This window comes from Pseudomonas sp. SA233 (assembly GCF_054792385.1).
The window spans coordinates 5,546,432-5,558,061 of the sequence record NZ_CP096449.1; the positions used below are offsets into that span (position 1 = coordinate 5,546,432).

The following is an 11,630-nucleotide window of genomic DNA, read 5'->3' on the forward strand; positions in this document are numbered from 1 at the left end:
CACCGGCGAAGCCGGTGCCATACACCGCGTCGCCTTCTTCGCGGGTAAACCCGCTCCCACAGCGGCCCCCCTGGCCCTTACAGGTCGAAATCGCCCGCCGCTTCCGGCTGGTATTCCACTTCCAGCAGCTTCAGCTTGAGGGTCTTGCCCCCCGGGGCCGGCCAGTCGATCTGTTCGCCCACCGACAACCCCAGCAAGGCGCAACCGATCGGCGCCAGGATCGAGACCTTGCCTTCCGGCCCGGCATCCTTCGGGTACACCAGGGTCAGGTGGTAGTCCTTGCCGCTGGCTTCCTCACGGCAGTGCACGCGCGAGTTCATGGTCACCACGCCAGCCGGGACGTCCTCGTGACCGACCACCTGCTCGGCGCGGTCCAGCTCGCCCTGCAGGGCGAGCACACCCGGCGTACTCTCGTCGAGGCTGTCGATCAGACGCTCCAGACGTTGTACGTCCAATCGGGTGAGGATGAGGGAAGGCTTGGTGCTCATGATCCAGTCAGACTCCTTTGAACAGGCGGTTTTCATCGTGCAGATAAAGCAAAACCCCGCCCAAGGGCGGGGTTTGTGAAGGCTTTGGCGTCACCGACGCAGAACCCGACGTTACCACAGCCGGGTAAATACTCAAGCCCCTGCGATCAGTGTGCCTTAGCCTGGTCGCGCAGGGCCTGGGCCTCGCGGCAAATCTGCCGGCGCCGTTCGTCATCGGCCGAACGCCATTCACGGATATGCTCGACATGCCGGTGGCAACCTGTGCACACCCGCTGTTCGTCCAGCCGGCAAACGCTGATGCACGGCGACGGCACGGCGGGGCTGACGTTGCTGTAGAGCGGTTTGGGCGGTCGGGCCTGGGTACTGCTCATGTCAGATCTCGTCGAAGTCCAGCTTCTCGCCGGCCCGCTCCCAGACGATGCGCTCGAGCATTTCGCCCAGCAGCTCCTCGCTCTTCTCGCACACCCATTTGCCGCTGTCCTCGTCGTAGTCGAAGTGGAAACCGCCGGAACGGTCGGCCAGCCACAGCTGGCGCAGCGGCTCCTGACGACTGAAGATCAGCTGGGCGCCGCCCTCGAACTTGACGGTGAGGACGCCGGCGGAGTTCTCCATGTCCAGGTCCAGGCCGCTCTCGTCGAACAGGTCTTCCAGGGCCTGTTGGGTCGCGTCGACCAGATCATGGAAACGCGCTTCACTCAAACTCATTGCAGGAACCTCGAAATTGGCTGCGTTACAGGCAAGCCCGGCAAGATACGGGCGCTTGCCGCCGAATGCAAAGGTTTAGCCGCTACCTTCACTTGCCCCTTCGCGGCTAAAGCCGCTCCTACAGGGCCCGAGACCAGTGCAGTACTGTAGGAGCAGCCTTGTGCTGCGAAGAGGCCGGCAAGGCTGCGATATGTGTTGCCAGTACCGGCCTCTTCGCAGCACAAGGCTGCTCCTACGGTACTGCACATGGCGTGAGGCCAATGCGGTCGAGGTGGGAGCGGCTTCAGCCGCGAAAGGGCCCTTGCAGGCGGTAAGAATAGCCCGCCCGGCGGGCCGGCCCTTGCATAGGCAAGCCGTCGGTCGCTCGGTATACTCGGGCGCAATACTGCATATTTCTAAGGATTTCACCCATGAAGCGCCTGATTTCCTCCCTCGCGGCGCTGGTCGCTGTTGCCTGCCTCGTTTCGGCCTGCGGCCAGAAAGGCCCGCTGTACCTGCCTGAAGATGGCAAGGACGGCAAAGCCAGCCACAAGTCGCACCAGTACCAGCCAAAAGCCAAGCCGGCCCCGACGCAGGAGCAGCAACCCGAGCTGCAGTCCGAGCCCGAGCAGTCGCCAGCGCAGTAAGGAAACCAGATGAACGCTTTCAACTACCGCGACGGCGAGCTGTTCGCGGAAGGCGTGGGCCTGTCGGCCATCGCCGAACGCTACGGCACCCCGACCTACGTGTATTCGCGCGCCCACATCGAGGCCCAGTACCGTAGCTACGCCGATGCACTGCAAGGCACCGAGCACCTGGTGTGTTTCGCGGTCAAGGCCAACTCCAACCTCGGCGTGCTGAACGTGCTGGCACGCCTGGGCGCAGGCTTCGACATCGTATCCGGCGGTGAGCTGGAGCGCGTGCTGGCCGCTGGCGGCCGTGCCGACCGCGTGGTGTTCTCCGGTGTCGGCAAGACCCGCGACGACATGCGCCGTGCCCTGGAGGTCGGCGTGCACTGCTTCAACGTCGAATCCACCGACGAACTGGAGCGCCTGCAAGTGGTGGCCGCCGAGATGGGCAAGGTTGCCCCGGTCTCGCTGCGGGTCAACCCGGACGTCGACGCCGGCACCCACCCGTACATCTCCACCGGCCTGAAAGAGAACAAGTTCGGCATCGCCATCGCCGACGCCGAGGCCATCTACGTGCGGGCCGCGCAGTTGCCGAACCTGGAAGTGGTCGGCGTCGACTGCCACATCGGTTCGCAGCTGACCACCGTCGAGCCTTTCCTCGATGCCCTTGACCGCCTGCTGGTGCTGGTCGACCGCCTGGCCGAGTGCGGCATCCATCTGCGCCACCTGGACCTGGGTGGCGGCGTCGGCGTGCGTTACCGCGATGAGGAGCCGCCGCTGGTGGCCGACTACATCAAGGCGATCCGCGAGCGCGTCGGCGACCGCGACCTGGCCCTGGTGTTCGAGCCGGGCCGCTACATCGTAGCCAACGCCGGCGTCCTGCTGACCCGCGTGGAATACCTCAAGCACACCGAACACAAGGACTTCGCCATCATCGATGCGGCGATGAACGACCTGATCCGCCCAGCCCTGTACCAGGCCTGGATGGGTGTCAGCGCGGTCAAGCCACGCGCAGGCGAAGGCCGTGCCTACGACCTGGTCGGCCCGATCTGCGAGACTGGCGACTTCCTCGGCAAGGACCGCGTGCTGAACCTGGCCGAAGGTGACCTGCTGGCCGTACAGTCCGCGGGCGCCTATGGTTTTGTCATGAGCTCCAACTACAACACCCGTGGCCGTTGCGCTGAAATCCTGGTCGACGGCGACCAGGCCTTCGAAGTACGCCGCCGCGAGACCATCGCCGAATTGTACGCTGGCGAAAGCCTGCTGCCGGAGTAAGCCCATGCTGCTGCGTTTTACCAAGATGCATGGGCTGGGCAACGACTTCATGGTCCTCGACCTGGTCAGCCAGCACGCGCACATCCAGCCCAAGCACGCCAAGCAATGGGGTGACCGCCACACCGGCATCGGCTTCGATCAGTTGCTGATCGTCGAGGCGCCGAACAACCCGGAAGTGGACTTCCGCTACCGCATCTTCAATGCCGACGGCTCCGAGGTCGAGCAGTGCGGCAACGGTGCGCGCTGCTTCGCCCGCTTCGTGCTGGACAAGCGCCTGACCGCGAAAAAGCGCATCCGCGTGGAAACCAAGAGCGGCATCATCGAGCTGGACGTGCAGAACGACGGCCAGATCAGTGTCGACATGGGCCCACCGCGCTTCATCCCTGCCGAAATCCCCTTCGTCGCCGACGAGCAGGCGCTGAACTACCCACTGGAAGTCGACGGCCAGGTGCATTCGATTGCCGCCGTGTCCATGGGTAACCCGCATGCCGTGCTGCGTGTCGACGACGTGCGTACCGCCCCTGTGCATGAGCTGGGCCCGAAGATCGAAAACCACCCACGCTTCCCGCAGCGGGTAAATGCCGGCTTCCTCCAGGTCATCGACCGCCACCGCGCCAACCTGCGTGTGTGGGAACGTGGTGCGGGCGAAACCCAGGCCTGCGGCACCGGCGCCTGCGCCGCCGCCGTGGCGGCGATCAGCCAGGGCTGGATGGACTCCCCGGTGTCCCTCGACCTGCCCGGTGGCCGCCTGCACATCGAATGGGCCGGCCCCGGCAAGCCCGTGCTGATGACTGGCCCAGCCGTACGCGTCTACGAAGGACAGGTTCGTCTCTAAGCGAGTAACCGCCATGACCGATCAGCCCCAGGTTGTACCCCAGCAGTCCGCCGAGCTCGATGCCGAAGCGGTGGTCGCCTACCTGCGCGCCCACCCCACCTTCTTCGCCGAGCACGACGAGTTGCTGATCGAACAGCGCATCCCTCACCAGCGTGGCGACAGCGTGTCGCTGGTGGAGCGCCAGCTCAAGTTGCTGCGCGACCGCAACATCGAGATGCGCCACCGCCTGTCGCAACTGATGGACGTGGCCCGCGACAACGATCGGCTTTTCGACAAGACCCGCCGGCTGATCCTCGACCTGCTCGACGCCGGCAGCCTGGAGGAAGTGGTGATGGCAGTCGAAGACAGCCTGCGCCAGGAATTTCAGGTGCCCTTCGTCAGCCTGATCCTGTTCGGCGAAAACGTCGCGCCGGTCGGGCGCTGGGTGAGCAACGCCGAAGCGCAGCAGGCCATCGGTGCCCTGCTGGGCGGCGGCAAGACGGTCAGCGGCAACCTGCGCGAGCACGAGCTGGCCTTCCTGTTCGGTGAAGAACAGCGCCGGGAAGTGGGCTCCAGCGCCGTGGCTGCCCTGGAATACCAGGGCCTGCACGGGGTGCTGGCCATCGGCAGCCGCGACCCGCAACACTACAAGAGCAGCGTCGGTACCTTGTTCCTTGGCTACATTGCCGAGGTGCTTGGCCGCGTTGTGCCACGCGTTACCCAGACCCTGCGCCCGGTACGCTGATGGAACGCCAGCTGGAGGCTTATTGCGCACACCTGCGCAACGAGCGCCAGGTGTCCGAGCACACCCTGCTGGGCTACCGTCGCGACCTCGACAAGGTGGTCGCCTACTGCAAGGAGCACGGCATTGCCGATTGGCAGGCGCTGCAGATCCAGCAGCTGCGCCAGCTGATCGCCCGCCAGCACCACCACGGCCAGTCCTCGCGCAGCCTGGCCCGGCTGCTGTCGGCGGTGCGTGGCCTGTACCGCTATCTCAACCGCGAAGGCCTGTGCCAGCACGACCCGGCCAGCGGCCTGAGCGCGCCCAAGGGCGAACGCCGGCTGCCCAAGGTGCTGGACACCGACCGCGCCCTGCAACTGCTTGATGGCGGTGTCGACGATGACTTCATCGCCCGTCGTGACCAGGCCATCCTCGAACTGTTCTATTCGTCGGGCCTGCGCCTGTCCGAGCTGACCAATCTCGACCTCGATCACCTGGACCTCGCCGCTGGCCTGGTGCAGGTGCTGGGCAAGGGCGGCAAGGCCCGCGTGCTGCCGGTCGGCCGCAAGGCCCGCGAGGCATTGCAGGCCTGGTACCGCCTGCGCGGCATCGGCAACCCGCGCGACCGCGCGGTTTTCATCACCCGCCAAGGCAACCGCATCAGCCCACGGGCCGTTCAGCAACGGGTGAAGGCGGCCGGTGAGCGCGAGCTGGGCCAGCACCTGCACCCGCACATGCTTCGCCATTCCTTCGCCACCCACGTGCTGGAATCGTCCCAGGACCTGCGCGCAGTGCAAGAGATGCTCGGCCATGCCGACATCGGTACCACGCAGATCTATACCCACCTGGACTTCCAGCACCTGGCCGCGGTGTACGACAGCGCCCACCCTCGGGCCAAACGCAGCAAAGGCACAGACTCATGAGCATCAAGCTGATCACCTTCGACCTCGACGACACCCTGTGGGATACCGCGCCGGTGATTGCCAGCGCGGAAGTCGTGCTGCGCGACTGGCTCGAAGCCAACGCCCCGATCCTTGGCGGCGTACCGGTGGAGCACCTGTTCGCCATTCGCGAGCGCCTGGTACAAGCCGAACCGGGCCTGAAGCACCGTATCAGCGCCCTGCGTCGACGGGTGCTGTTTCATGCCCTGGAAGAAGTCGGCTACAGCGAGAAGCATGCGCAGGAGCTGGCCAACGAAGGTTTCGAAGTATTCCTGCATGCCCGCCACCAGGTGGAGATTTTCCCGGAGGTGCAGCCGGTGCTGGAGATCCTGCGCCACCACTACACCTTGGGCGTGGTCACCAACGGCAATGCCGACGTAAGCCGGCTGGGGCTGGCGGACTATTTCCGCTTTGCCCTGTGTGCCGAAGACCTCGGCATCGGCAAGCCGGACCCGGCGCCGTTCCTCGAAGCCCTGCGCCGCGGTGACGTGGAGGCCAGCGCAGCGGTGCACATCGGTGACCACCCGGGCGATGACATTGCCGGCGCCCAGCGCGCCGGGCTGCGGGCGGTGTGGTTCAACCCCCAGGGCAAGGCGTGGGTAGGCGAACAGGCGCCGGACGCCGAGATCCAGCGCCTGTCGCAGTTACCCGACATCCTCGCGCGCTGGCGCTGACAGGTACTGCACAGCCCTCGAGGCCTGCGCGGCCCTTTGTAGGAGCGGCCTTGTGTCGCGAAAGGGCTGCGAAGCAGCCCCAGGGTTTTCGCGTAGATGCACGAATTGCTGGGGCTGCTTCGCAGCCCTTTCGCGACACAAGGCCGCTCCTACAGGGACCGCGTCAACCTGGCCTGAACAGCAGGCACAAAAAAGCCCGCAGCGACGGCGGGCTTTTTTTCGATCAGCCACTCAGATAGGGCGGCTGCCGTACTTGTTGTCCGGCTTCTTGGGCGGATCGGCGACCACGTTGGCCTCGACTTCCTGAACCTTGCCGCCGCGGGCGAGGAACTCTTCCATGGCCTTGGCCAGGGCGTCACGCTCCTTCTGCTTGGCTTCCATGCTCGGCATCTCGTCTACCGAGACTGCGGCCTTGGATTTGCCCTTGGCAGCGGGTGCCGGGCTGCTGTCGTCATCGCCAGCGTCTTCGGCACCATCATCAGCTGCCGCTTCGAGGCCTTCATCGCCCTCGTCTTCGTCGCCTACTTCGAGGTCATCATTTTCCAGATCGTCGTCGCTCATGTTCTACCTCATGACTTGCGAAAAGCAGGTTAGTTATAGACCAGTGCAGCCGTAGACCGGCAGCCACCAGTGAAAATTCAACTGGCCGTGGGTTAGGCCACTGCCCTAGGGTCGGCGCTCCTGATGGGAGGCGGCACCCAGCAGACCCTGCTCCTGGCAGGACCTGACAAATCCATTAGCCCCTGCTGGCCACACGCTATTGGCAAGCCTAGCAAAGGCTGGCGAAGCGTGTGGACTACTCGTCAAACACCCTTCGGCGCGCATTCTAGCGCGCCAGCAGAAAAAGCAAAGCACCATGAATGCTCTGCGTTTTGTAAGATTTCCGCCTACGTCGCGAACGTGTCGGATAAACCGTTTGCCGTGCGGGAAATGCTAAAAATCTGGCAAAAAAAATGCCCGGCAAGCCGGGCAAGTTTTTACCGCGTCGCAGTTACAGGTTGTAGCCGCGCTCGTTGTGCTGAGCCAGGTCGAGGCCGACCGACTCTTCTTCTTCGCTTGCCCGCAGGCCCATCACCACATCAAGCACCTTGAGAATCACGTAGGTGACGATGGCGGTGTAGACCACGGTGAAGATCACGCCCTTGGCCTGGATCCAGACCTGCATGCCGATGTCGGTGACGGCACCGAAGCCGCCCAGCGCCGGAGCTGCGAACACACCGGTGAGGATGGCGCCGACGATACCGCCGATGCCGTGCACGCCGAAGGCGTCCAGCGAGTCGTCATAGCCCAGCTTGCGCTTGAGGCTGGTGGCGCAGAAGTAGCAGACCACACCCGAGACCAGGCCGATCACCAGGGCACCCATGGGGCCTACGGTACCGGCAGCCGGGGTGATGGCGACCAGGCCGGCGACCACACCCGAAGCGATGCCCAGGGCGCTCGGTTTACCGTGACCGATCCACTCGGCGAACATCCAGCCCAGGGCCGCGGCGGCGGTGGCGATCTGGGTCACCAGCATGGCCATGCCGGCGGTGCCGTTGGCAGCCGCGGCAGAGCCTGCGTTGAAGCCGAACCAGCCGACCCACAGCATGGCCGCGCCCATCAGGGTATAGCCCAGGTTGTGCGGAGCCATCGGGGTGGTCGGGTAGCCCTTGCGCTTGCCCAGCACCAGGCAGCAGACCAGGCCAGCGATACCGGCATTGATGTGCACCACGGTGCCGCCAGCGAAGTCCAGCACGCCCCAGTCCCACATCAGTGCACCGTCACCGCTCCAGACCATGTGCGCGATCGGCGCGTAGACCAGGGTGAACCAGATGCCCATGAACACCAGCATCGCGGAGAACTTCATGCGCTCGGCGAAGGCACCGACGATCAGCGCCGGGGTGATGATGGCGAAGGTCATCTGGAAGGTGATGAATACCGCTTCAGGGAACAGCGCGGCAGCCGAGGTCAGGTTCGAGGGCGTGACGCCGCTGAGGAACGCCTTGGAGAAGCCGCCGACGAAGGAATTGAAGTTGAGCACGCCCTTTTCCATACCAGTGGTATCGAAGGCCATGCTGTAGCCGTAGACGACCCAGAGAATGCTCATCAGGCCAGTGATTGCAAAGCACTGCATCATCACCGACAGCACGTTCTTGGATCGCACCATGCCGCCATAGAACAGGGCAAGGCCCGGAATGGTCATGAACAGCACCAGCGCCGTTGCGGTGAGCATCCAGGCGGTGTCGCCGGAGTTCAGCGCTGGGGCAGCTTCCTCTGCCAGGGCAAGCCCGGGCATTACGAGGGACAATAGGGCTCCTAGCCCTGCGATCTTACGCAGAGTCATGTTGTTTTCTCCTGGGGCGTTGGGTTTGGTGAGGCTTTGTTGCTGCTTAGATCGCGTCGGTATCGGTTTCGCCGGTACGGATACGGATCGCCTGCTCCAGATTCACCACGAAAATCTTGCCGTCACCGATCTTGCCGGTGTTGGCTGCCTTGGTGATGGCTTCGATTACCCGATCAAGGTCCTTGTCATCGATGGCGACATCGATCTTCACCTTGGGCAGGAAATCGACCACATATTCAGCACCGCGATACAGCTCGGTGTGGCCCTTCTGCCGACCGAAACCTTTGACTTCGGTGACGGTGATGCCCTGCACGCCGATTTCCGACAGCGACTCGCGCACGTCGTCCAGCTTGAACGGCTTGATGATGGCTGTGACTAGCTTCATGAAACTCTCTCCCGATTTGGTGGACTTGCCCCAGGAAAACAAACCCGTCTCAAGTCTAAGCGCAGCGGTTGGCTTTGTAACGCGTCGTCGGCATCCGGCTCCGCGTGCGCACTGCCTGGTCACAAGGAACTGCATCAGTGCATGGCTCGCACTGGTCTTTGCAGAAACCTTGCCAGTTCCGTCAAAGCTCGGGAAAACAGGGAGTTATGTGAATCAGTCAGGATTGGCCAGTCGCCAGCAGGGGAAACATGCACAATTTCGGTGCACCTCGACCTGCTGCATCGCTCGAAAAATGTGCAGTTTCAGATGAGCGCTGCTTTCTGTAGGAGCCAGCGACGAGGCCGGATGCTCATGCATGCGTGTTACACTGCCGGCCATTTCCCAGTATCAGTGGACAGCCCCATGCTCGCGCCCAAAGCCCTTCTCGATGCCCTGAGCGACCAGGCATCGCGCCTGTTCAGCAGCGATACCGCCCAGCCCCGCGCCGAACTGGAAAGTCAGTTCAAGGTGCTGATGCAAGGTGCCTTCAGCAAGCTGGACCTGGTCAGCCGCGAAGAATTCGACAGCCAGATGGTCGTACTGGCGCGCACCCGCGCACGCCTGGAGGCTTTGGAAAAACAAGTGGCCGAGCTGGAAGCCCGGCTGAACCCGACCCCACAGGATGAGTGAATGCAACCCTCCAGCGCATACCCGGTACTGTTGTTTTCCTACGGCACCTTGCAGGACAAAGCCGTGCAGCTCGCCAACTTCGGCCGCGAACTGAGCGGCCAAGCCGACCGCATGCTGGGCTACCGCCAGGACTGGGTCGAGATCACCGACCCCGCCGTGCTGGCAGCCAGCGGCAAGTCCCATCACCCTATCGTCGCTCCCAGCAGCCAGGCAGACGACAGCGTGGCCGGCATGGTCTTCCAGATCAGCGAAGAAGAGCTGGCAGCGGCGGATCGCTATGAAGTCGCTGACTACAAGCGCGTGGCCGTAACGCTCGCATCGGGCCTGACCGCCTGGGTTTATGTACGCGCCTGAGCCCTTCCGGCGCACAGCAGGCACGAACCTGACGGGGTGACAATGCAGGGGAAAACCCTGCCTGAAAAACCAGGACGCACACTTCTTTCGCCGGCCCGGGCCGTGCTCGCTATTCTTGCAAAGCCGCAGGAAGCGGCCCTCTTCAGCGACAACGGAGCGTCCATGTCCCTAGCCCTCGTCCACAGCCGCGCCCAGGTGGGCGTGCAGGCACCGGCGGTCAGCGTCGAAACCCACCTGGCCAACGGCTTGCCCCATCTCACGCTGGTCGGTCTGCCGGAAACCACGGTCAAAGAGAGCAAGGACCGGGTACGCAGCGCCATCGTCAACTCCGGTTTGAACTACCCGCAGCGGCGCATCACCCAGAACCTCGCCCCCGCCGACCTGCCCAAGGATGGCGGGCGCTATGACCTGGCAATTGCCCTGGGTATCCTCGCCGCCGATGGCCAGGTACCAACGGCCTCCCTTGCCGAGATCGAATGCCTGGGCGAACTGGCGCTGTCTGGCAAGTTGCGCCCGGTGCAGGGCGTGTTGCCCGCAGCACTGGCGGCACGCGAAGCAGGCCGGGCACTGGTGGTGCCGCGGGAGAATGCCGAGGAAGCCAGCCTGGCAGGCGGGCTGGTGGTGTATGCAGTGGGGCACCTGCTGGAACTGGTCGCCCACCTGAACGGCCAGGTGCCATTGCCACCGTATGCCGCCAACGGCCTGATCCTGCAGCAACGTCCGTACCCGGACCTGAGCGAAGTGCAGGGCCAACTGGCGGCCAAGCGTGCGCTGCTGCTAGCGGCGGCCGGGGCGCACAACCTTTTGTTCACCGGGCCTCCCGGTACCGGCAAAACCTTGCTTGCCAGCCGCTTGCCGGGGCTGCTGCCACCACTGGACGAGCACGAAGCACTGGAAGTGGCGGCGATACAGTCGGTCAGCGGCCATGCGCCACTGAGCAGCTGGCCGCAGCGGCCCTTCCGCCATCCGCATCACTCCGCCTCCGGCCCGGCACTGGTCGGCGGCAGCAGCCGGCCGCAACCGGGCGAAATCACCCTCGCCCACCATGGCGTGCTGTTTCTGGATGAACTACCTGAGTTCGAGCGTCGCGTGCTGGAAGTGTTGCGCGAACCGCTGGAGTCGGGCGAGATCGTGATTGCCCGGGCCCGCGACAAGGTGCGCTTCCCCGCACGTTTCCAGCTGGTGGCGGCAATGAACCCCTGCCCTTGCGGCTACCTGGGCGACCCCACTGGCCGCTGCCGCTGTAGCACCGAGCAGATCGCGCGGTATCGCAACAAGCTGTCCGGGCCATTGCTGGACCGTATCGACCTGCACCTGACCGTGGCCCGGGAGAGCACTACGCTGAACAACCAGCCCTGCGGCGAGACCAGTGCCGATGTGGCGGCCAAGGTAGCCGAGGCACGTGAACTGCAACAGCGGCGGCAAGGGTGTGCGAATGCATTTCTCGACCTTGAGGGGTTGCGCTGCCATTGTGGGTTGGCGGCGGCGGACCAGGCCTGGTTGGAGGGGGCCTGTGAGCGGCTGACCCTGTCGTTACGTGCGGCTCACCGGTTACTGAAGGTGGCGCGGACGCTGGCGGATCTGGAAGGTAACCAGGCAATTGGCCGGGCGCATCTGGCCGAGGCCCTGCAGTACCGGCCGGGGAGCAGTTAGATTGCCGGGGCTGCTTTGCA

The 11,630-nt window shown here is 64.3% G+C and carries 15 protein-coding genes; 9 read left to right on the forward strand and 6 right to left on the reverse strand.

The window, feature by feature from the left end; all coding sequences use genetic code 11:
- Positions 1 to 77: 77 nt before the first annotated feature.
- The 3 genes from rnk to cyaY form a co-directional block, all read right to left on the reverse strand.
- Positions 78 to 488 (reverse strand): nucleoside diphosphate kinase regulator, encoded by a 411-nt coding sequence (rnk, locus tag M1D87_RS25405; RefSeq protein ID WP_123083980.1) that lies wholly within the window; start codon positions 486 to 488, stop codon positions 78 to 80.
- 146 nt (positions 489 to 634) lie between these two features.
- Positions 635 to 859: a DUF1289 domain-containing protein gene (locus tag M1D87_RS25410; protein ID WP_013974742.1), complete on the reverse strand. Its 225-nt coding sequence runs from the start codon at positions 857 to 859 to the stop codon at positions 635 to 637.
- A gap of 1 nt (position 860) precedes the next feature.
- Positions 861 to 1,193, reverse strand: a complete 333-nt coding sequence (cyaY, locus tag M1D87_RS25415; RefSeq protein WP_004575827.1) for an iron donor protein CyaY — start codon at positions 1,191 to 1,193, stop codon at positions 861 to 863.
- Positions 1,194 to 1,603: 410 nt separating this feature from the next.
- Here cyaY and lptM point away from each other — a divergent pair, with 410 nt between their 5' ends.
- The 6 genes from lptM to M1D87_RS25445 are packed head-to-tail and all read left to right on the forward strand — an operon-like array spanning position 1,604 to position 6,226.
- Entirely contained in the window at positions 1,604 to 1,819 is a 216-nt protein-coding gene (gene lptM / locus M1D87_RS25420; RefSeq protein ID WP_004375542.1) for an LPS translocon maturation chaperone LptM, read from the forward strand.
- Between the two features lie 9 nt (positions 1,820 to 1,828).
- On the forward strand, positions 1,829 to 3,076 hold the full coding sequence (gene lysA, locus M1D87_RS25425; protein WP_013974743.1) for a diaminopimelate decarboxylase: 1,248 nt from the start codon (positions 1,829 to 1,831) through the stop codon (positions 3,074 to 3,076).
- A gap of 4 nt (positions 3,077 to 3,080) precedes the next feature.
- The gene (gene dapF, locus M1D87_RS25430) at positions 3,081 to 3,911 is read left to right on the forward strand and encodes a diaminopimelate epimerase (RefSeq protein ID WP_013974744.1); all 831 of its coding nucleotides are present in this window, start codon (positions 3,081 to 3,083) and stop codon (positions 3,909 to 3,911) included.
- Between the two features lie 13 nt (positions 3,912 to 3,924).
- Positions 3,925 to 4,635, forward strand: a complete 711-nt coding sequence (locus M1D87_RS25435) for a DUF484 family protein (protein ID WP_015272252.1) — start codon at positions 3,925 to 3,927, stop codon at positions 4,633 to 4,635.
- Positions 4,635 to 5,534 carry a tyrosine recombinase XerC gene (gene xerC / locus M1D87_RS25440; RefSeq protein WP_123083981.1) on the forward strand — a complete coding sequence of 300 codons (900 nt, stop codon included), beginning with the start codon at positions 4,635 to 4,637 and terminating at the stop codon, positions 5,532 to 5,534. Before M1D87_RS25435 ends, xerC begins: the two co-directional genes overlap by 1 nt.
- A complete protein-coding gene (locus M1D87_RS25445; RefSeq protein WP_013974747.1) occupies positions 5,531 to 6,226 on the forward strand; it encodes an HAD family hydrolase in 696 nt (231 codons plus the stop codon). The genes xerC and M1D87_RS25445 overlap by 4 nt, the downstream gene beginning before the upstream one ends.
- Positions 6,227 to 6,457: 231 nt before the next feature.
- Here the strand turns inward: M1D87_RS25445 and sutA are convergent, their stop codons facing one another.
- The 3 genes from sutA to glnK form a co-directional block, all read right to left on the reverse strand.
- Positions 6,458 to 6,787: a transcriptional regulator SutA gene (sutA, locus tag M1D87_RS25450; protein WP_013974748.1), complete on the reverse strand. Its 330-nt coding sequence runs from the start codon at positions 6,785 to 6,787 to the stop codon at positions 6,458 to 6,460.
- A gap of 430 nt (positions 6,788 to 7,217) precedes the next feature.
- Positions 7,218 to 8,549 (reverse strand): ammonium transporter, encoded by a 1,332-nt coding sequence (locus tag M1D87_RS25455; protein WP_015272254.1) that lies wholly within the window; start codon positions 8,547 to 8,549, stop codon positions 7,218 to 7,220.
- A 46-nt stretch (positions 8,550 to 8,595) separates the two neighbouring features.
- Positions 8,596 to 8,934: a P-II family nitrogen regulator gene (gene glnK / locus M1D87_RS25460; RefSeq protein ID WP_002555808.1), complete on the reverse strand. Its 339-nt coding sequence runs from the start codon at positions 8,932 to 8,934 to the stop codon at positions 8,596 to 8,598.
- A gap of 402 nt (positions 8,935 to 9,336) precedes the next feature.
- On the opposite strand from glnK, the gene M1D87_RS25465 reads away from it, so the two are divergent.
- The 3 genes from M1D87_RS25465 (at position 9,337) to M1D87_RS25475 (ending at position 11,610) form a co-directional block, all read left to right on the forward strand.
- Positions 9,337 to 9,603, forward strand: a complete 267-nt coding sequence (locus M1D87_RS25465; RefSeq protein ID WP_015272255.1) for an accessory factor UbiK family protein — start codon at positions 9,337 to 9,339, stop codon at positions 9,601 to 9,603.
- Complete coding sequence (locus tag M1D87_RS25470) at positions 9,604 to 9,957, forward strand: gamma-glutamylcyclotransferase family protein (protein WP_023662910.1); 354 nt, start codon at positions 9,604 to 9,606, stop codon at positions 9,955 to 9,957.
- A gap of 162 nt (positions 9,958 to 10,119) precedes the next feature.
- Positions 10,120 to 11,610, forward strand: a complete 1,491-nt coding sequence (locus tag M1D87_RS25475; protein ID WP_409280258.1) for a YifB family Mg chelatase-like AAA ATPase — start codon at positions 10,120 to 10,122, stop codon at positions 11,608 to 11,610.
- The last annotated feature ends 20 nt before the right edge of the window (positions 11,611 to 11,630 follow it).